This window comes from Streptomyces sp. NPDC050528 (assembly GCF_044457795.1).
Taxonomy (GTDB): domain Bacteria; phylum Actinomycetota; class Actinomycetes; order Streptomycetales; family Streptomycetaceae; genus Streptomyces.
The window spans coordinates 1413325-1432887 of the sequence record NZ_JBITHH010000001.1 but is presented as its reverse complement, the minus strand read 5'-3'; the positions used below and the strand labels follow the sequence as shown (position 1 = coordinate 1432887).

Sequence of the window (19563 nt, the reverse complement as noted above, 5' to 3'; positions counted from 1 at the left end):
CCGTGGCCGAGACCACCGTTGAGCAGCCGGTCGAAGAGACCGAGACCGAGCTCGTCGACATCGAGAGCTACACCACCGAGTCCGACGTCCCCGTCGAGGGTGAGTACACGTCGGAGTCGCTCGCCGGCCGCTTCGGCGACCCGCAGCCCGCCGCCGGCCTGGGCCGCCGCAAGAACGCCATCGCGCGCGTTCGCATCGTGCCCGGCACCGGCAAGTGGAAGGTCAACGGGCGCACGCTCGAGGACTACTTCCCGAACAAGGTCCACCAGCAGGAAGTCAACGAGCCCTTCAAGGTGCTCGAGCTGGACGGCCGTTACGACGTCATCGCCCGTATCTCGGGTGGCGGCGTCTCCGGTCAGGCCGGTGCCCTGCGCCTCGGCGTGGCCCGCGCGCTGAACGAGGCCGACGTGGACAACAACCGCGGCGCCCTCAAGAAGGCCGGTTACCTCCGTCGCGACGACCGTGCGGTCGAGCGCAAGAAGGCCGGTCTCAAGAAGGCCCGCAAGGCCCCGCAGTACAGCAAGCGCTAAATCTCGCCTGCTGTTTGTACTCCGAACGCCCCGGCGGCACGCCACTTGTGCCGTCGGGGCGTTCGTTTATCACAGCCGGGGGCGTATAACGGCACAAGACGCTCAAAGGCTTGTGTGATCGGATGACCAGGCATCGTATGCCTGGAATGCAGGACTTTCTTGCAGGATTTTCGCCTTCCTCAGGAGGACAAGTGGGACGACTCTTCGGCACGGACGGCGTGCGCGGTGTCGCCAACGCGGATCTGACGGCCGAGCTGGCCCTCGGCCTCTCCGTCGCGGCGGCGCATGTGCTCGCCGAGGCGGGCACGTTCGCAGGCCACCGGGCGACGGCCGTGGTCGGGCGGGACCCGCGCGCGTCCGGGGAGTTCCTGGAGGCGGCCGTGGTCGCCGGCCTGGCCAGCTCGGGAGTGGACGTACTGCTCGTCGGTGTGCTGCCCACCCCCGCGGTGGCGTATCTCACCGGTGTGCTGGGCGCCGACCTCGGTGTGATGCTCTCCGCGAGCCACAACGCCATGCCCGACAACGGACTGAAGTTCCTCGCGCGCGGCGGGCACAAGCTCGACGACGAGCTGGAGGACCGGATCGAGAAGGTCTACGAGGAGCACCGCACCGGCGCCCCCTGGGACCGCCCGACCGGCTCGGGCGTCGGCCGGGTCCGGCACTACAACGAGGGGTTCGACCAGTACGTCGCCCATCTCATCGGCGTGCTCCCGAACCGGCTCGACGGGCTGAAGATCGTCCTCGACGAGGCGCACGGTGCCGCTGCGCGGGTCTCTCCGGAGGCGTTCTCGCGGGCCGGTGCCGAGGTCATCACGATCGGCGCGGACCCCAACGGGCTGAACATCAACGACGGTTGCGGCTCGACCCACCTGGGTCTGCTCAAGGCCGCGGTCGTCGAGCACGGTGCGGACTTCGGCATCGCGCACGACGGTGACGCCGACCGTTGCCTGGCCGTGGACCACACCGGTGAAGAGGTCGACGGGGACCAGATCATGGCCGTGATCGCGCTGGCGATGCGGGAGCGTTCCGCACTGCGCTCCGACACCGTCGTCGCGACCGTCATGTCGAACCTCGGCTTCAAACTGGCCATGGAGCGTGAGGGGTTGACGCTCGTTCAGACCGCGGTCGGGGACCGTTACGTCCTGGAGGAGATGAAGGAGCACGGCTACGCGCTGGGCGGCGAGCAGTCCGGGCACGTCATCATCCTGGATCACGCGACGACCGGTGACGGCACGTTGACCGGGCTGATGCTGGCGGCTCGGGTCGCCGACACCGGTCGTACGCTCAAGGATCTCGCGTCCGTGATGACGCGGCTGCCGCAGGTGCTCATCAATGTGCCGGACGTGGACCGTACGCGGGTCGGTACGTCTGCGGATCTGGCGGCCGCGGTTGCCGAGGCGGAGCGTGAACTCGGGTCTACGGGGCGGGTGTTGCTGCGGCCGTCGGGTACGGAGCCGTTGGTGCGGGTGATGGTGGAGGCGGCTGATATCGACCAGGCTCGGTCGGTGGCGGGGCGGTTGGCGGATGCGGTGAAGTCGGCGCTGGGGTAGTTCCTGGTTCCGGGTCGGGGGTGGGGGATCTGTGCGGTGCGGGCTGCGGGTTGGATGTGGCTGGTCGCGCAGTTCCTCGCGCCCCTTGAGGCGGTCCCGTATCTGGTCGGCCGCGCGTGTGTTGTGGTTGTTCGCGCCTCTGGCTGGGTCATGGTCGGCGGCGTTGTGTTGACCAGAGCCATTTTTGGGTCAGCAAGGTCAGGGTGCCTGCCAGGACGATGCCCAGTAGGTTCAGGAGGAGTTGTTCCGTCGAGCCCCATGCCTGGCGGTACTCGTTGTAGGCGAAGGCAACGGCCGCGTTCGCCGCGGCCGGGACTGTGGTGACCGAGATGGCCACGCCCACCAGGAGGCCCGACTTCGCCGAGGTCAGTGAGAGGGTGCCGGCGATGCCGGCGAGGACCGCAACGACGAAGGAGAAGGCGTCGGGCTGGTAGATGAAGTTGGTGTTGGGGCGGTCGGCCTCCAGCCTGACCTTGGTGAACAGGTCCACGGCGTCCATGAAGTAGCTGAAGCCGACCGTGACCAGCATGGCGACGGCGAAGCCGACGAGCAGCGCGATCAGGGAGCGCAGGGCGAGGCGGGGCGCGCGGCGCGCGATCGCCGTGCAGATGCCGGCCAGCGGGCCGAACTCCGGGCCGACCGCCATCGCGCCGACGATCAGGATCGCGTTGTCGAGCACCACACCGCAGGCCGCGAGCATCGTGGCGAGGGTGATGAAGGCGACGTAGGTGATCGAGAGCGTCGACTCCTCGTGCGACGCGTCGGCGAGGTGCTCCCACAGCACCGCGTCCGCGCCCTCGCCGGGTGCGTCGTCCTGGGCCTGGTCCGCCCGCTCCGACAGCGACAGGGCGATGTTCTCGACGGCGATCGAACCGGTCCGGTCGAGCCCCAACTCCCTTAGCGCGGCGATGAGTTCGTCGCCGGCCTCGCGGGCGACATCGCACATGACGACGTCGCCGACGGGGTTGCGGGCGGCGCCGGTCATGACGACGAGGTGGGCGGTGCCGACCGTCGTCTCGATGAGTCGGACCACGTCGTCGGTGCGGTCGGTGGGGGTGATGAGGCGCAGGTGCAGCATGGAGCCTTTTTAACAGGCCGCGCTCGTCCGCCTGTTCAGACTGTTCAGAGCTTGCGCAGGCTCAGTCGCTGGACCTTGTGGTCGGTGCCCTTGCGGATGACGAGGGTGGCGCGGCCTCGGGTGGGGGCGATGTTCTCCACCAGGTTGGGCTTGTTGATGGTGCGCCAGAGGGTGCGGGCGTAGTCGACGGCCTCCTCCTCGGAGACCTGGGTGTACTTGCGGAAGTACGAGTCCGGGTTCTGGAACGCGGTGGCGCGCAGCTTGCGGAACCGGTTCAGGTACCAGCGCTCGATGTCCTCGGCGCTCGCGTCGACGTACACACTGAAGTCGAAGTAGTCGGCGAGACCGACGCGGGTACGGCCGTCCTTGCCGGGGAGGGCCGGCTGGAGCACGTTCAGGCCCTCGACGATCAGGATGTCGGGGCGGCGGACCGTGAGTCGCTGGTCGGGGACGATGTCGTAGATGAGGTGGGAGTAGACGGGTGCGGTGACCTCGTCCTTGCCGGCCTTGATGTCGGCGACGAAGCGGGTGAGGGCGCGGCGGTCGTACGACTCGGGGAAGCCCTTGCGCGACATGAGCCCGCGCGCCTCCAACTCCCGCGTGGGGAGCAGGAATCCGTCGGTCGTGACCAGCTCGACGCGGGGGTGCTCCGGCCAGCGGGAGAGCAGCGCCTGGAGGAGGCGCGCGACGGTCGACTTTCCTACGGCCACGGAGCCGGCGACGCCTATGACGAACGGGGTGCCGGACTGGGAGCCCTGTTCGCCCAGGAAGGTGTTCAGGGCGCCTCTGAGGGCGTCCGTGGCGCCGACGTAGAGGTTGAGAAGTCTGGACAGCGGGAGGTAGATGTCACGGACCTCGTCGAGGTCGATGACATCGCCCAGGCCGCGCAGCTTCTCGACCTCCTCGGCGGTGAGCGGCAGCGGCGTCTTGTCGCGCAGCGCGCTCCACTCGGCTCGGGTGAGGTCGACGTAGGGAGTCGCCTCCGGCTTGTGCCGGTGGGCGCTCCGGGGCATCGGGGAGACCGGAGAGATCACAGTCCATTGTTAACGGAGTTTGAACGGGGTGGCGGGTGGGGTGCGTCACGTGGGGAGCGGTGGGGTTTCGTCGGCCGGTCGCTTCGTGTGTGGTCAGGTGAAATCCGCGTAGGCGAGACGGGTCTCGCAGATCCGGCACCGGAAGAGGTACGCGGTCGGCCCGCCGTCCTTGTCGAGCGCGTCGAGGAAGGCCTCGACCTGGTCCGGCGGCCATGTCCACGCTGCGCACTGCCGGCGGAGGTGGTCGACGGCGTCCGGGTACGCGGCGAGCTCCTTGCTTCCGGCGGGCCCGAGGAACGCGGCGCCGTCGCCGCAGTGCGTCAGCCAGTACGGGGACTGCCAGGCGGTGAACCCCGGTGTGCGGGTCAGGACGGCCATGACGACGTCCCGGGGTACGGCGCCCTCGACGGTGTCGGCGAAGGAGGCGTCGTAGCGTTCGGCGGCGGTTCCGGAGGCGATGCAGTACGGGCAGATGGCGGTGTCCGGGGCGTCGGCCGCGTAGACGGGACCGGTGTACACCCAGCCGCGTTCCTGCCCGCAGCACGCGCAGGGTTCGTCGGAGGCGGCCACGGAACCGGTGGAGACGGGGTCCGGGTGGTACGGGAAGCGGGGCAGGATCGGCCGTTGCCGGGGTTCCGGCTGCGGAGCGATGGCGAGGGCGATGGCCTGTCCGGTCAGGGCCGGCGGCGGGACCACGATCGCCTCCGCCCGCAGGTTGTCCGGGAGGTGCCCCCGGTCGGCCTCGGTCGTCAGGATCGCCGGGCGGCCCTCCGGGACGACCACCGCGCCGGTCCGACGGGCGAGTTCGGCGACGAGGTCGAGGACGCGTCCGGGGGAGGGGCGGTGGAAGGTGAGGCCGTGGGCGTCGCCGTAGACGTCCGTTGTTCCGCAGTCCTCGGCTTCGAGTGCTGTGAGCGCTGCGAGTACGTCGCGTAGCGCGGGCTCGTCCATCGGGGCGGGTTCTCCGCCGACGAACCGGCACAGGTAGAGGCTGTAGCTCACGTCGTCAGTTCGTTTCGTCGCGTTTCTCGGGTCGGGCCGGGCGGAGGAGGAAACGGATGGATCAGGGCCGGGTCGATCAGGACCGGGTGGATCAGGGTCGGAAGCCCGTCACCAGGACCATGCTTCCGTGCGCGTGTCCGTCCGGTTCCTCGACCTCGAATCCCGCCGAGGCGAGGATCCCCATGAGGGCTGCCTGCATGTGGTTGAGCACCGTGTTGTGGTGGCGCACGGCCGGGGGCGGGTTCGCGTAGTCGATGCCTTTCGCGAAGAGGTCGAGCGCGGGGTCGCGCAACTCCGCGTCCGTGTGCCAGTTCGCGTACACCCCGCCGTCGACGAAGGGCGTGACGTGTACGTCCACGCCGGGCAGGTAGTGCGGCCCGCCGCTGAGGTCACCCCGGTCCACGGGAAAACCGACGAGCCGCAGTGCCTGACACACCTGCTCGGCCAGTGCGTGGCGCGCTTCGACGATCTCCGGTGGGGCTTTCGGGGGCAGGTCGAATCGGGGGGTGTCCGTCATGGGGTCTCCTGGGCGGGCGTGGGACGTGGGGTGGGCGTCGGGTCGGACAGCGTTCCGAAGACCAGGACGTGGTCCGGGTTCATGGCGTCGTTGTCCGGCGTCGCGAGGACTCCCGCCGACAGCAGGATGTTGATCAGCGCGCTCTGCATGTGCAGGCCGATGATCCCGGGACAACGGACGACGGGTGCGTCGGGATCACCGGAGGTGAGGCTGTCGACGGCCGCACTGAGCATGGCGGGGTCGCATCTCCAGTTCAGGGACACGGGCGCCGAAGCCGTCTCGGCGTCGGGGTCGACGTAGACCACAGCGCCTGCCCGGTTGGTTGCTGTGGGCTCTCCGTCCCGGAAGGCGGGCAGGCCGGCTTGCCGGAGTGCCTGGATCACCTGCCCGGCCAGCGCCTCGCGTGCCTCGACGATCTCCGGTGGGGCTTTCGGGGGCAGGTCGAACACGGGGTGGTCGGACATGGGGTGGTCAGGCGCGGGGCGGTCGGGCATGGGGTCTCCGGTCGCTCGGTCAGTTCTCCGGGGCGAGGTGGCCGATGGTGTCCGGTACATGGGACGGGCCGTAGCCGAACTGGTCGCCGAGGGCTCGGTACGCGGCGTATCGGGGCGGGGTGGGCGCTGATCGTCCGGGTCGACAGTGCCGGGGTCGCCTCGTCGATCGCCTCCAGTACCGGCTGGGTGAGCGCGGTCCTGGCCGGTCCTACGACGGGTGTGTAGGCGGGGGCGACCTCCCTCAGGCGTTCCTCGCACACGTCCGCGATCAGCCTGAGCCAGTCCCGCCCGTCGATGCCGAGCCGGTCGATGTCGAGGCCCCGGTCGGACACGGCCAGCCACAGGGTGGTGAGGGTGTCGGCGCTCAGGGGGGAGTTCAGGAGGCGGTGGGTGTCCTCGAACAGCAGCGCCGCCGCGGTGCCCGGGGTCTCCGCGGAGTCGTCGAACGTCGCGGCGTGCGCCACGCCCTCCCGTGCCGTGGGTTCCTCCCAGAACGTGGAGAAGCGCTCCGCCAGGACCGAGATGCCGAAGTCTCCCGAGCGGTCGCGTCGCGCCGGGTCGATGGGCAGCCACTGGATGTCGAGGCCGTCGTAGATCAGCGGTCCTGGCCGGCCGAGTTCCGAGGAGAGTTCCATCAGGCGGTCGTACTGATCCTTGGCGACCGGTACCGCCCACGCTTTCAGGACGCGGAGCAAGAGGCGGAATCCGGTCTCCCCGTCGGCCTGCCCGGCGATGGCCTCCAGGGCCTCCGGAACCGTCGCGGGCAAGGTCCGCCCGGCACCGCCGTGTACCAGTGCGTGCCTCAACTCGGCTGCGGAGACGCGTATTTCGGCTACGACGGCTGCGCGCAGCTTCTCTTCCGCGAACTCGGGGGGCGATGGCGAGGGCCAGTACACCTGGGGCTTCTTGCGGGGCCGGGCCGGGTACAGCTCCGCGAGCCGGGTCAGCCAGCCGTGGAGGTCCGTCCCGAAGTCCGCCGGGTCGAAGCGCTCGTGCGTGGCCGCCAGCCAGGCCGCGCGGAGTGTCTCGTCCGGCAGATCGGAGTCGAGCAGGCAGCGGATGTCCACGCCGAGTTCCACGGCACCTTCGCCTTCGCAGTCACCGGCCACCTCGGCGGCGAACTCCCGTGCGCGCGCGAGGTCGGGTGCGGTGGCCGAGGCGAGTTTCCCGGCGAGCGCGCTCAGCCCGAAGTCGTCCTCGTAGAACGCGAAGAGCTGTTCGCGTTGTCTGGCCATGGTGTGGTTCCCCCGGGTGCTGGCTGTCGGCCGCTGGTCGACGGCTTGAACTGCCTGCCGCTGGTCCACGGCTTGAACTGAACGTCTGCGGATGGGCGGATTGGGTCAAGATCCGGTCAAGCGCGCGTCACTCTAGGCAGGTGGTGGGTGTCCTGAGCAAGGGATTTCCCTGCCGGTGGCGGGGATGGCGTGAAGTCGCCGACGGGCCGGGTGTACGGGACACGGGTGGCCGGTTTTCGATCATGGCCACAATTTCCGAAATCGGGCAAGAAGTGCCGTGTTCGGACGGGCTCCGGCGCCTAGGCTGCGGCGCATGTGCGGAATCGTGGGATACGTGGGGTCGCAGTCGGCGCTTGATGTGGTGATGGCCGGACTGAAGCGGCTGGAGTACCGGGGGTACGACTCGTCGGGTGTCGCCGTGCTCGCGGACGGCGGGCTGGCGGCGGCCAAGAAGGCCGGGAAACTCGTCAATCTGGAGAAGGAGCTGGTCGACCGCCCGCTGCCGGCGGGGTCGACGGGCATCGGGCACACGCGCTGGGCCACACACGGCGGCCCGACCGACGCGAACGCCCACCCGCACCTCGACAACGCGGGGCGCGTCGCGGTCGTCCACAACGGCATCATCGAGAACTTCGCCTGTCTGCGGGCCGAGTTGGCGGAGCGCGGGCACGATCTCGCCTCCGACACGGACACCGAGGTGGTCGCGCATCTGCTGGCCGAGGAGTTCTCGGGGTGCGCGGACCTGGCGGAGGCGATGCGGCAGGTGTGCCGGCGTCTTGAGGGCGCGTTCACGCTGGTCGCGGTGCACGCGGACGAGCCGGACGTGGTCGTGGGCGCGCGGCGCAACTCCCCGCTCGTGGTCGGCGTGGGGGAGGGCGAGGCGTTCCTCGCGTCCGACGTCGCCGCGTTCATCGCGCACACGCGCTCCGCGATCGAGCTGGGGCAGGACCAGGTGGTCGAGCTGCGGCGGGACGGGGTGACGGTCACCGGTTTCGACGGGGCACCGGCCGAGGTCCGTTCGTACCACGTCGACTGGGACGCGTCGGCCGCGGAGAAGGGCGGCTACGACTACTTCATGCTCAAGGAGATCGCCGAGCAGCCGAAGGCCGTCGCCGACACGCTGCTGGGCCGGATCGACGCGGCGGGCCTGCTCTCGCTGGACGAAGTCCGCATCCCCGTCCATGAGTTGAGGGAGATCGACAAGGTCGTCATCGTCGCGTGCGGTACGGCTTTCCACGCGGGCATGATCGCCAAGTACGCCATCGAGCACTGGACGCGGATTCCCTGCGAGGTGGAGCTGGCGAGCGAGTTCCGGTACCGGGATCCGATCCTGGGCGCGCGGTCGCTGGTCATCGCCATCTCCCAGTCCGGCGAGACGATGGACACGCTGATGGCGCTACGGCACGCGCGGGAGCAGGGGTCGAAGGTCCTGGCGATCTGCAACACCAACGGTTCGACGATTCCGCGGGAGTCGGACGCAGTGCTGTACACGCATGCCGGGCCGGAGGTCGCCGTAGCGTCCACGAAGGCGTTTCTGACGCAGTTGGTGGCGTGTTACCTGGTGGCGTTGTATCTCGGCCAGGTCCGCGGCACGAAGTGGGGCGACGAGATCCAGGCGGTCATCCGGGACCTGTCGCAGATCTCCGGTGAGGTCGAGCGGGTACTGGAAACGATGGAGCCGGTACGGGAGTTGGCGCGGTCGGTCGCTTCCAAGAACACGGTGCTGTTCCTGGGCCGGCATGTCGGCTATCCCGTCGCTCTCGAAGGCGCCCTGAAACTCAAGGAGTTGGCGTACATGCACGCCGAGGGCTTCGCGGCGGGGGAGTTGAAGCACGGGCCGATCGCGCTGATCGAGGAGGGCATGCCGGTGGTCGTCGTCGTTCCCTCGTCCCGCGGGCGGTCGGTTCTGCACGACAAGATCGTGTCCAACATCCAGGAGATCCGGGCGCGCGGTGCGATGACGATCGTGATCGCGGAGGAGGGCGACGAGACGGTCGTCCCGTACGCCGACCACTTGATCCGGATCCCGGCGACACCGACGCTACTGCAACCGCTTGTCGCGACGGTGCCGTTGCAGGTGTTCGCTTGCGAGTTGGCCACGGCTCGGGGCAACGAGGTTGATCAGCCTCGGAACTTGGCGAAGTCGGTGACGGTGGAGTGAGCGGGGTGCGTGGAGTGAGGCGGCTTTAGGGCTTCTACGAAGGGGGCGAAGGCTCCGGCCGGGAACGTGAGGGTGGCTCCGGCCGGGGTCTTTGAGTCGCGGGTGTCTGTGTGGGTGGGGTGGGTTGAGATTTCCACGCAGGGGTCACCGTCGCCTGGGCCTGAGCAGGACGACTTCCGCCGGGCGGTGGGGGCGTCACGGGGTCTTCAGAACAGTCGACGTCAGGGCAGCGGCGAGACTTACCGCTGGACAGCCCAACATCCCTGTCAGCACCCGGCGTTGACGCTGCGTCAGGTCGCCCACGAAGACCGCCGCGTCGGCGTTCGTCCGCGCGCGGAGTGTCGCCGCTTCGCGAACCTTGCCGTACGTCAGAAGCGTTCGCGAGGAATAGGGCAATGCCATCTTCTTGGCGCCGCCGGCCGAGACGCCCCGCCGCTGCACGATCCGGCCCACCTCCCGCGCACCGCGTGCCCCCAGCTCCCGCGCCGCCGCGTCCATCAGCTCGGCCCAGTCCTTCTGCTTGCCGGAGAAATAGCCGACGATCACCACGTCGGCACCCTCGACCTCAACTACCGAGGCGGGAGCCCGGTGTTGGGCCGCTCCGGCGCGATGAGCCGGACGCCGGTCGCGCCTTCGGGGCTGGTGCATGGGCCACAGGCTAGGTGCGCACCCCCTGCGGCGACACACGTTTTCTCGGCCCGGTTTCAGCGGCTCGCCCGCACCCCCCCCGCCCACTGAAAGCGCCCTGAGGCCGTCGTGAAACCCGGTGCGCGCAGGATCTGGGTCAGAAGGAAGCGGCGCACAGCCGGTCCGGAACCGACGAACCTAGGAGCGCATCACCATGGGTATCAACCTCACCGACCAGGACAAGCTCACCCTCCGCACCGCCGCGTACGGCGCCGTCTCGCTGATGGCCGCCGCCGGTGCCGCCGGTTCGCCGCACAAGGTCGCCACCCGGGGCAGCATCGCCCTCGCCTCCGCGACCGGGCCGATCGGCTACGTGCTCGCCGAGAAGTCGAAGATCACCGGCCTGCACGGCAAGTCCGTCGCCGAACTCGCCGACCGTATTCTCCCGGCCCTCACCGAAGCCATGACCGTGCTCAAGAAGCAGGACCCGGCCGAGGCCGACAACTTCCGCGGCACCGTCCTCGTCGCCCTCGACGCGGGCACCCGGACCGGCAAGAACCAGTCCAGCCCCGTCATGGCCGACATGGCCCGCAAGATCACCGGCGCTCTCGATGCCGCCTGAGGCGACTCGACTCCGAAGGCTGAACTACGAAGCCTCAGCTCCGAAGCCTGAACTCCGTAGGTTTTCATGGGTAGTTGGGTAGTGGGTACCCATCCCTCGCCGACCGGGCACCGGCAGTCTGTCGTACGGCGGCAGACGCCGTTCGAACATCCGGTACTCGGTAGCGGGGGATGACCCAATGGGTATGACCAGCACGCGTGTGAGACGTCCCGGACGGGCCGCCTCGGCGGCCGCGGCGGCAGTGGCGCTCGGTATGAGTGTCGTCGGGCTCTCGGCCGCCGGGGCCGGGACCGCCGTCGCCGGGCCGCAGGCGGTGACGTACCTGACAGTGACCAATTACAACAGCGGCAAGTGTCTCGACGTCCCGGAGTCCAGCTCCGACGACGGACAGGGGCTGGAGCAGTACGCCTGCAACGGTGGCCGCAACCAGCAGTGGGCGCTGCAGGCCACCGACAGCGGCTACTACCTTCTCCGCAACCTCAACAGCGACAAGTGCGCGGACGTCCGCGAGAAGAGCGTCGACGACAACGCCGTCGTCAACCAGTTCTCCTGCACCGGGGCGAGCAATCAGCAGTGGGCGCTGCGGGCCGCGCCGGCCGGTATCACCGGGTTTCAGCTGGTGGTGCGGCACAGTGCCAAGTGCATGGGTGTCGCCGGGGCGAGCGGGTCCGACAAGGCCGGGATCGTCCAGGTCACCTGCGCGGCCACGTTCAGTCAGTACTGGCTGTTCAGCTGATCCGTGTCGCGGGACGGCCCGGTCATAGGGTGCTCGGCATGAGCATCATCGGGGTTGGTATCGACGTGGCCGAGATCGACCGGTTCGCGGCGTCGCTGGCACGTACGCCCGGCATGGCCCAACGGCTCTTCCTGGACAGCGAGTTGCTGTTGCCCAGCGGGGAGCGCCGGGGGCCCGCCTCCCTCGCCGCGCGCTTCGCGGCGAAGGAGGCGGTGGCCAAGGCGTTGGGGGCGCCGGGCGGGCTGCACTGGACGGACGCGGAGGTCTACGTCGAGGAGAGCGGGCGGCCTCGGTTGCGGGTCACCGGCACGGTTGCCGCGCGGGCCGCCGAGCTGGGGGTGCGGGTCTGGCATGTCTCGTTGAGCCATGACGCGGGGGTGGCCTCGGCGGTGGTGATCGCGGAGGGGTGACGGGTGGGCGCCGTACGGCCTCGGCTGCGCCTTCGGCCTCTTTTGTTTCCCACCCGCACCGCCCGTGCAACTTTCGTTGTCGGGTGCGGGTGGCCCCTGTGGGGGCAGATCGCCGTCGGCGGCTGCCGGTTCCGTCGGGTGCGCGGGTGCGGTCTCGGTTGCTTCCGGGGCAGACTCGAACGTATGCGTACTGCGTACAGCGTGGAGACGGTAAGGGCTGCCGAGCAGCGGTTGATGGCGCGGGTTCCGGAGGGTGCGCTCATGCAGCGGGCCGCCGCCGGACTGGCCGTCACCTGCGCCCAGTTGTTGGGGCGGGTCTACGGCAGCCGGGTCGTACTGCTGGTGGGGAGCGGGGACAACGGGGGTGACGCCCTGTACGCGGGGGCCCGGCTCGCTCGGCGGGGGGCGGGTGTCACCGCTGTGCTGCTTGCTGCCGAGCGGGCTCACGCCGGCGGGCTTGACGCGTTGTTGCGGGCCGGTGGGCGTACCGTCTCCGCCGGTGATGCCGAGGTGGCCCTCCTCCGTGCCGATCTCGTTCTCGACGGGATCGTCGGGATCGGTGGGCGCGGTGGGTTGCGGCCCGATGCCGCTCGGCTGGCCGGGCTTGCCTCCGAGTCCGGGGGCATCGTCGTCGCCGTTGATCTGCCCAGTGGGGTCGAGGCGGACAGCGGTGAGGTGCGGGGGGCTGCCGTGCGGGCCGATGTCACCGTCACCTTCGGGACTCACAAGCCTGGGTTGTTGATCGATCCTGCGCGGGAGTACGCCGGGGCCGTGCGGCTTGTCGATATCGGGCTGGGGGCCGAGCTGCCTGACGAGCCCGAAGTGGAGGCTCTGCAACACGTCGATGTGGCGCGGTTGTTGCCCTTGCCGGGGGCCGGAAGTGACAAGTATCGGCGGGGAGTTGTGGGGATCGCGGCCGGGTCCGGGCGGTATCCGGGGGCCGCTGTGCTTGCCGTTGCCGGGGCCCTGCGGGGTGGTGCCGGGGCTGTTCGGTACGTCGGGCCCGCCTCTGATGCTGTGATCGCTCGGTTTCCTGAGGTGCTGGTGTCCGAGGGCGGGCCGCTCAAGGCCGGGCGGGTGCAGGCCTGGGTTGTCGGGCCCGGGGGTGGGGACGACGCCTCGGTTGTCGCGGATGTGGTTACCGCCGATGTGCCTGTGCTGATTGACGCGGACGGGTTGCGGTTGGCCGATCCGGATGCCGTACGGGGGCGGGGGGCGCCGACGTTGATGACTCCGCATGCGGGGGAGGCGGCCGCGTTGCTCGGGGTTTCTCGGGGGGAGGTCGAGGGGGCTCGGTTGGAGTCCGTGCGGGAGTTGGCCGGGCGGTATGGGGCGACCGTGTTGCTCAAGGGGGCGACCACGCTGGTTGCCGATTCGGGGGGTGGGGTTGTGCGGGTCAATTCGACGGGGACGGGGTGGCTGGCTACGGCGGGGAGTGGGGACGTGTTGTCGGGGCTCGCCGGGTCGTTGTTGGCGGCGGGGTTGTCGGCGTTCGATGCGGGGAGTGTGGGGGCGTATCTGCATGGGCTGGCGGGGAGGTTGGCTGCGGATGGGGCGCCTGTGGGGGCGCATGATGTGGCTGAGGCGGTTCGGGTTGCCTGGCGGGATGTGCGGGACTGAGTTTCTTTCGCCCCCGCCGCCCCTACCCGTCCCATCACTCGGGGCTGCGCCCCCAGACCCCCCTTCGGCCTGAACGGCCTCGTCCTCAAACGCCGGACGGGCTGAGTGAAGCCGGCCTGCGCTGGAAAGGCTTGCGCTCGTCAATAAGGGTGACCCCTCCGCGCGGCAGTCGGATCCTGTCGTGGGCGCGCGTTTCTCTGATCGCATGATCAGTACACGAATCGCGCACAGAAGTATCGCGGTGCTGCTCACCGCGGTGATCGCTCTCCCCGTAGGGGTCGGTAGTGCCTGGGGTGCCGATGGGCCGGTGCCGCCGGCGGCGGGGCCCGGGGAGACCGAACTGGTGCCGGGGGTGCCGCCGGGGCCGTATCAGCCGTGGCAGATCGATACGCCTGATCAGGCGCTTCCGCCGAAGGTGTACACGCCCAGCGCCGAGGAGGATCGGGTTGAGCCGCGGGACGCCGCCGCGGGGACCTACGCGCTCGTCGAGTACGTGCCGATCGCCGACGCCGTCGCCAAGGTGAGCTGCAGCAAGCAGACCGGGCCGTATCAGCGGGGCGTTGAACGGTGGCTGAAGCTGCGGGTGGACGGGAAGCAGTCCGGCGCCGACTGCAAGGCCATTCGTGCCTTTCAGAAGAAGGAGGGCATCAAGCCCGCCATCGGGTTCGCCGGGCCTGTGACGTGGGCTCGTATGCAGTTGATCGGTGCCAAGAAGAATCCGAACGCCGCCCGGAAATGTCCCGTCCGCTCGTACCGCGTCGCCTGTGTCGATCTCGATCGGCAGCTCACCTGGGTGCAGAAGGGGAAGAAGGTCGTCTTCGGGCCGGTGCCCATGCGGAGTGGGCGCAGTGGGCATGTGACCCGGGGCGGGTGGCACAAGATCTACTGGAAGCACAAGAACCACTGGTCGACGCTCTACAACAGCCCTATGCCGTATGCCCAGTTCTTCGACGGCGGCATCGCCTTCCACGCCGTCTACGGCAGCATTTACACCACCGTCGGCTCCTGGGGCTGCGTCAATCTGCGGCTGGCCGACGCCCGCAAGCTCTGGGGTGTCCTGAAGAAGGGCGACCGTGTGTACGTGTGGGGGCACCGGCCCGGGAACTAGCGAACAAGGAGGGCTCAGAGGGGGTGTCAGTCCCCTCTGAGACACTGGGGGTGCCATGAATGAGACAGCGACACAGCCCACCGCACCGTTGCGCGCCCGCGCCGAGATCGATCTGGGCGCCCTGCGGGCCAATGTGCGGACCCTGCGCGCCCTCGCGCCGGGCGCGGCCCTCATGGCCGTGGTGAAATCCGACGCCTACGGCCATGGGGCTGTGCCGTGTGCGCGTGCCGCCGTGGAGGCCGGGGCCACCTGGCTCGGTACCGCCACGCCCGAGGAAGCGCTTGACCTGCGGGCTCGCGCCGGGGTGCCCGACAGCGTGCGGATCATGTGCTGGCTGTGGACCCCGGGCGGGCCCTGGCGGGAGGCCATCGAGGCCGATCTCGATGTGTCGGTTAGCGGGATGTGGGCCCTGGAGGAGGTCGTCGCGGCCGCTCGGGCTGTCGGGCTTCCCGCGCGCGTGCAGCTCAAGGCCGACACTGGGCTCGGGCGCAACGGGTGTCAGCCCGGCGACGACTGGGCCGAGCTGGTCGGCGCTGCTCTGCGCGCGGAGGCCGACGGGCTGCTCCGTATCACCGGGCTCTGGTCCCATCTCGCCTGCGCCGACGAACCCGGGCATCCCTCCATCGACGCCCAACTCGCCCTCTTCCGCGAGATGGTGGCGTACGCGGAGCAGCGTGGGGTGCGGGCCGAAGTGCGGCACATCGCCAACTCGCCCGCCACGCTCACCCGTTCCGACTCGCACTTCGATCTCGTCCGGTCGGGCATCGCCGTCTACGGCATCTCGCCCAGCCCCGAGGTGGGGTCCTCGGCAGAGCTCGGGCTGCGGCCGGTGATGACCCTGAAGGCGTCCGTCGCGCTGGTGAAGCAGGTGCCGGGCGGGCACGGGGTCAGTTACGGACATCACTACGTCACCCCGGGCACGACCACCCTCGGCCTCATCCCCGTCGGGTACGCGGACGGCATCCCGCGGCACGCCTCCGGCACCGGGCCGGTGCTCGTCGGCGGGAAGTGGCGCACCGTCGCGGGGCGGGTCGCCATGGACCAGTTCGTCGTAGACCTGGGCGGGGACGAGCCGGAGGTCGGGGCGGAGGCGATCCTCTTCGGAGTCGGCGATCGGGGTGAGCCCACGGCCGAGGACTGGGCGCAGGCCGCCGGGACCATCGCCTACGAGATCGTGACCCGCATCGGAACACGCGTTCCCCGCGTCTACGTCAATGAGGTCGGCGTCGGCGAGATCGTTCCCGAGGTCGTCGGTGAGGTCATCCCCGGGTATGAGGGAGACGACGTAGCGCAGGGTTGTGACGTGAAGAGGAGCGGCACGTGAGCGAGAGCAGTGCGGAGGCGGTCGCCGCGGTCGCCTCCGCCGCCGCGGGCGGGAACTGGCGGAAGGTCACCGGTATCGCCGGTGCCGCGATAGGTGTGATCGCCGCCGGTGCCGCCGCCGGTGTCGCCATAGAGCGGATGACCGTCGGGCGCGGGATGCGCGAGCGGGCCCGGCTGGCGCTCGACTCGACCGGGCCGTACGGCTCGTTGCGCGGTACGCCCGGTACGGCACAGGCCGACGACGGGACCGAGCTGTACTACGAGGTCGACGACATCGAGCCCGATGTCACCGTCACGCCCAAGCGGCGGCGGCTCTTCGGGCGGAAGGCGCCGGCCCCCGTCACCGTCGTCTTCAGTCACGGGTACTGCCTCAACCAGGACTCCTGGCACTTCCAGCGGGCGGCGCTGCGCGGGGTCGTGCGGACCGTGCACTGGGACCAGCGCAGCCATGGGCGTTCCGCGCGCGGGGTGGCGCAGCTGGAAGACGGAATGCCGCTCACCATCGACCAGTTGGGGCGCGACCTGAAGGCCGTGATCGACGCGGCCGTGCCCGAGGGGCCGATCGTGCTCGTCGGGCACTCCATGGGCGGCATGACGGTGATGGCCCTCGCCGACCAGTACCCCGACCTGATCCGCGAACGGGTCGTCGCCACCGCCTTCGTCGGTACGTCCTCCGGGCGGCTCGGCGAGGTCAACTTCGGGCTGCCCGTCGCCGGGGTCAACGCCGTGCGGCGGGTGCTGCCGGGTGTGCTGAAGGCGCTCGGGCAGCAGGCCGCGCTGGTGGAGCGGGGGCGGCGGGCCACCGCCGATCTGTTCGCCGGGATCATCAAGCGGTACTCGTTCGCCTCGCGGGACGTCGATCCGGCGGTCGCGCGGTTCGCGGAGCGGATGATCGAGGGGACGCCCATCGATGTCGTGGCGGAGTTCTATCCGGCGTTCACCGACCACGACAAGACCGCCGCGCTGCCCCACTTCAAGGACATGCCGGTGCTCGTGCTCGCCGGGATCGGCGATCTCGTCACGCCCAGCGAGCACAGCGAGGCCATCGCCGATCTGCTGCCGGACGCCGAGCTGGTGCTCGTGCCGGACGCCGGGCACCTGGTCATGCTGGAACACCCGGAAGTGGTAACGGACCGCCTCGCCGACCTGCTCACCCGCGCGGGTGCCGTGCCGGCAGGGGCTACCGTAAGTGGCTATGGAAGCACCAGCAGCACCGCACAACGCGGCTGAGCCCCTGTCCGTATCGATCACCGTCAACTCCCCTGAGCAGATGGGGGAGTTGGGGCGCCGGCTGGCCAAGTTGCTGCGCGCGGGCGACCTCGTGATGCTCACGGGGGAGTTGGGCGCCGGCAAGACGACACTCACCCGGGGGCTGGGGGAGGGGCTCGGGGTCCGCGGGGCGGTGACCTCGCCGACCTTCGTGATCGCCCGGGTGCATCCCTCGCTCGGTGAGGGGCCGCCGCTTGTCCATGTCGACGCGTATCGCCTGGGCGGCGGGCTCGACGACATGGAGGATCTCGATCTCGATGTGTCGTTGCCCGAGTCCGTGATCGTCGTGGAGTGGGGCGAGGGGAAGGTCGAGGAGCTGTCGGACGACCGGCTGTCGATCGTGATCCACCGGGCCGTCGGGGATACGACCGACGAGGTGCGGCACGTCGCTGTCACCGGGCTCGGTGCGCGGTGGGCCGGGGTTGAACTGGGTGTGCTCGGCGCCTGACCGGGGGGTGCGGGCGGTGTGGGTTCCGACAAGGTGTCGGCAAGATGTTGCGTTCCGGGTCTCGGGCGTGGTCACATGGTATCCAGTTCGTAGTTAGGTCTACCTAACTACGTCTGCTCCCGGCTCCCAGGAGGCGTCCGTGTCGGCTTCAGAGAACCAGCGTGAGTGGGCGCGGCCGTCTGCGTTCGCTGGGGTGTCCATGCGGGAACTGTTGGCGGCGGGGGAGGCGGCGCGGGTGGTTTCTACGCCCCCTCGCGACCCGGAGCCGGTGGAAGTGCCGGGGGAGCAGTGTCAGCGTAAAGCGGCGTAGTCGGTCGTCTGCGGGGCAGTGGGGGCTGGTCGCGCAGTTCCCCGCGCCCCTAAGGGGGTTGCGCTGCCCCCCGTTTAATTGCTTAGCGGATTACGACGATGCTCTGGCCGATCGTCGCGAACTCCCACATGGCCGCGCCGTCCTCGGGCGACTCGCGGATGCCGCCCGACTTGGTCGTGGGGTCGGGGGCGTCCGTCGCGCCGCTTACCGCCGCGCTGAAGCCGATGGCGACGTTGTCCGCGTTGGTGAAGCGGACGACGTGCTGGATGGGGGTGCCGTCGGTGCCGGTGATGGCGTTCGAGCGGGAGGTGACCGGGTAGGTGCCCGTGGGCGGGTCGACCGTGCCGGGGGTGACCTTGAACGTGCGGTTGACCTTGTTGTTGTCGGCGACCAGCCATACCCGGTCGTCGTCCACCGAGTAGACGACCCGCTCGCCCGTGCCGGACCCGGCGGGCAGTGCGGCGGGGTTCTTCTTGTCGCGCGGGGCCTTCTTGGCGGCCACCGCCGCGGGGGACGCGCTCGCGTGGGCCGTGTCGCCCAGTCCGGGCGGGACCGTCGCCGATGCCTGGTAGGCGAGGAAACCGACCGTGGCGACGGCCGCCACGGTGAGCCCGGCCACGATTCCCGAGCTGCTGCCGGCCATCGGCGCCCACCTCCGCGTCTCTTGCGTCCACTGATGCGTCTACGTCCTGTGACGGTGTCCCGTACGGACCCGTACGTCCCGTAAGTCCGGTGACCCTAGGTGACCGTAGCAGCCGGGGCCGGGGTGACCGGGGCGGCCGTGCTCGCGGCGCCGGAGCCGTAGGCTGTTTGCGTGCTCTTGCTCGCTCTGGATACCGCCACCCCCGCCGTCACCGTCGCCCTGCACGACGGCGAGGCCGTCATCGCCTCGTCGAGTCAGGTGGACGCGCGCCGTCACGGTGAGCTGCTGCTCCCGGCCGTCGACCATGTGCTCGCCGACGCGGGGCTCACGCTCGACGCCGTCACCGGAATCGTCGTGGGCATCGGCCCCGGCCCCTACACCGGGCTGCGCGTCGGGCTGATGACCGCCGACACCTTCGGGCTCGCGCTCGACGTGCCCGTGCACGGTGTGTGCACGCTGGACGGCCTCGCCTACGCCGCCGACCTCGACGGCCCCTTCGTCGTGGCCACGGACGCGCGGCGCAAGGAGGTGTACTGGGCGCGTTACGCCGACTCCCGGACCCGTCTCACCGACCCGGCCGTGGACCGGCCCGCCGACATCGCCGACGAGGTGGCAGGGCTGCCCGCCGTCGGTGCCGGTGCGCTGCTCTACCCGGACACCTTCCCGGCCGCCCACGAGCCGCAGCACGTGTCCGCCGCCGCGCTCGCCTCGCTGGCCGCCGAGAGACTCGCGGCCGGTGTCGAACTCCCCGCACCCAGGCCTCTGTACCTGCGTCGCCCGGACGCCCAGGTGCCCAAGAACTACAAGGTGGTCACCCCCAAGTGACCGAATCCCTGAGCCCTCGGC

20 protein-coding genes and 1 pseudogene are annotated in these 19563 nt (G+C 69.9%); 12 read left to right on the top strand and 9 right to left on the bottom strand.

The window, feature by feature from the left end; genetic code table 11:
* Positions 1-2: 2 nt before the first annotated feature.
* Together rpsI and glmM are read left to right on the top strand one after the other, a co-directional pair.
* The gene (gene rpsI / locus ACIBK4_RS06620) at positions 3-530 is read left to right on the top strand and encodes a 30S ribosomal protein S9 (protein WP_328831012.1); all 528 of its coding nucleotides are present in this window, start codon (positions 3-5) and stop codon (positions 528-530) included.
* A gap of 191 nt (positions 531-721) precedes the next feature.
* On the top strand, positions 722-2080 hold the full coding sequence (gene glmM / locus ACIBK4_RS06615) for a phosphoglucosamine mutase (RefSeq protein ID WP_398992700.1): 1359 nt from the start codon (positions 722-724) through the stop codon (positions 2078-2080).
* Between the two features lie 148 nt (positions 2081-2228).
* Here the strand turns inward: glmM and ACIBK4_RS06610 are convergent, their stop codons facing one another.
* The 6 genes from ACIBK4_RS06610 to ACIBK4_RS06585 form a co-directional block, all read right to left on the bottom strand.
* A complete protein-coding gene (locus ACIBK4_RS06610; RefSeq protein WP_398992698.1) occupies positions 2229-3158 on the bottom strand; it encodes a DUF389 domain-containing protein in 930 nt (309 codons plus the stop codon).
* A gap of 44 nt (positions 3159-3202) precedes the next feature.
* Entirely contained in the window at positions 3203-4171 is a 969-nt protein-coding gene (gene coaA, locus ACIBK4_RS06605; RefSeq protein ID WP_266776500.1) for a type I pantothenate kinase, read from the bottom strand.
* Between the two features lie 114 nt (positions 4172-4285).
* Complete coding sequence (locus ACIBK4_RS06600) at positions 4286-5194, bottom strand: CbrC family protein (protein WP_398992695.1); 909 nt, start codon at positions 5192-5194, stop codon at positions 4286-4288.
* 91 nt (positions 5195-5285) lie between these two features.
* A complete protein-coding gene (locus ACIBK4_RS06595; protein ID WP_398992693.1) occupies positions 5286-5711 on the bottom strand; it encodes a hypothetical protein in 426 nt (141 codons plus the stop codon).
* Complete coding sequence (locus ACIBK4_RS06590; RefSeq protein WP_398992691.1) at positions 5708-6175, bottom strand: hypothetical protein; 468 nt, start codon at positions 6173-6175, stop codon at positions 5708-5710. The genes ACIBK4_RS06595 and ACIBK4_RS06590 overlap by 4 nt, the downstream gene beginning before the upstream one ends.
* Positions 6091-7440 (bottom strand): hypothetical protein, encoded by a 1350-nt coding sequence (locus tag ACIBK4_RS06585; protein WP_398992689.1) that lies wholly within the window; start codon positions 7438-7440, stop codon positions 6091-6093. The genes ACIBK4_RS06590 and ACIBK4_RS06585 overlap by 85 nt, the downstream gene beginning before the upstream one ends.
* A gap of 313 nt (positions 7441-7753) precedes the next feature.
* On the opposite strand from ACIBK4_RS06585, the gene glmS reads away from it, so the two are divergent.
* Positions 7754-9601 (top strand): glutamine--fructose-6-phosphate transaminase (isomerizing), encoded by a 1848-nt coding sequence (glmS, locus tag ACIBK4_RS06580; RefSeq protein WP_366431067.1) that lies wholly within the window; start codon positions 7754-7756, stop codon positions 9599-9601.
* On the opposite strand, the pseudogene ACIBK4_RS06575 reads toward glmS, so the two are convergent.
* Both ACIBK4_RS06575 and ACIBK4_RS06570 read right to left on the bottom strand, forming a co-directional pair.
* Positions 9562-9768: pseudogene (locus tag ACIBK4_RS06575) on the bottom strand (DUF397 domain-containing protein); the annotation flags it as partial. The gene glmS and the pseudogene ACIBK4_RS06575 sit on opposite strands and share 40 nt — an antisense overlap.
* Before the next feature lie 28 nt (positions 9769-9796).
* Complete coding sequence (locus ACIBK4_RS06570) at positions 9797-10150, bottom strand: hypothetical protein (protein WP_398992687.1); 354 nt, start codon at positions 10148-10150, stop codon at positions 9797-9799.
* Positions 10151-10442: 292 nt separating this feature from the next.
* Between ACIBK4_RS06570 and ACIBK4_RS06565 the strand changes: the two genes are divergently transcribed.
* The 8 genes from ACIBK4_RS06565 (at position 10443) to tsaE (ending at position 17764) form a co-directional block, all read left to right on the top strand.
* Positions 10443-10850, top strand: coding sequence for a hypothetical protein (locus tag ACIBK4_RS06565; protein WP_398992685.1), 408 nt, complete (start codon positions 10443-10445; stop codon positions 10848-10850).
* Between the two features lie 184 nt (positions 10851-11034).
* On the top strand, positions 11035-11586 hold the full coding sequence (locus ACIBK4_RS06560; protein ID WP_398992683.1) for an RICIN domain-containing protein: 552 nt from the start codon (positions 11035-11037) through the stop codon (positions 11584-11586).
* A gap of 38 nt (positions 11587-11624) precedes the next feature.
* Entirely contained in the window at positions 11625-11996 is a 372-nt protein-coding gene (locus ACIBK4_RS06555) for a holo-ACP synthase (RefSeq protein WP_398992681.1), read from the top strand.
* 183 nt (positions 11997-12179) lie between these two features.
* Positions 12180-13616 (top strand): NAD(P)H-hydrate dehydratase, encoded by a 1437-nt coding sequence (locus tag ACIBK4_RS06550; protein WP_398992679.1) that lies wholly within the window; start codon positions 12180-12182, stop codon positions 13614-13616.
* A gap of 205 nt (positions 13617-13821) precedes the next feature.
* A complete protein-coding gene (locus tag ACIBK4_RS06545; protein WP_398992677.1) occupies positions 13822-14724 on the top strand; it encodes a L,D-transpeptidase family protein in 903 nt (300 codons plus the stop codon).
* A gap of 55 nt (positions 14725-14779) precedes the next feature.
* Positions 14780-16048, top strand: a complete 1269-nt coding sequence (gene alr, locus ACIBK4_RS06540) for an alanine racemase (RefSeq protein ID WP_398992675.1) — start codon at positions 14780-14782, stop codon at positions 16046-16048.
* Positions 16045-17277, top strand: a complete 1233-nt coding sequence (locus tag ACIBK4_RS06535; RefSeq protein WP_398992673.1) for an alpha/beta fold hydrolase — start codon at positions 16045-16047, stop codon at positions 17275-17277. The genes alr and ACIBK4_RS06535 overlap by 4 nt, the downstream gene beginning before the upstream one ends.
* Positions 17243-17764 (top strand): tRNA (adenosine(37)-N6)-threonylcarbamoyltransferase complex ATPase subunit type 1 TsaE, encoded by a 522-nt coding sequence (gene tsaE, locus ACIBK4_RS06530; RefSeq protein ID WP_398992671.1) that lies wholly within the window; start codon positions 17243-17245, stop codon positions 17762-17764. The genes ACIBK4_RS06535 and tsaE overlap by 35 nt, the downstream gene beginning before the upstream one ends.
* 392 nt (positions 17765-18156) lie before the next feature.
* Here tsaE and ACIBK4_RS06525 read toward each other — a convergent pair whose 3' ends face one another.
* Positions 18157-18717 carry a hypothetical protein gene (locus tag ACIBK4_RS06525; RefSeq protein WP_398992669.1) on the bottom strand — a complete coding sequence of 187 codons (561 nt, stop codon included), beginning with the start codon at positions 18715-18717 and terminating at the stop codon, positions 18157-18159.
* Between the two features lie 171 nt (positions 18718-18888).
* Here ACIBK4_RS06525 and tsaB point away from each other — a divergent pair, with 171 nt between their 5' ends.
* Positions 18889-19542 (top strand): tRNA (adenosine(37)-N6)-threonylcarbamoyltransferase complex dimerization subunit type 1 TsaB, encoded by a 654-nt coding sequence (gene tsaB / locus ACIBK4_RS06520; protein WP_398992667.1) that lies wholly within the window; start codon positions 18889-18891, stop codon positions 19540-19542.
* Positions 19543-19563: the final 21 nt, after the last annotated feature.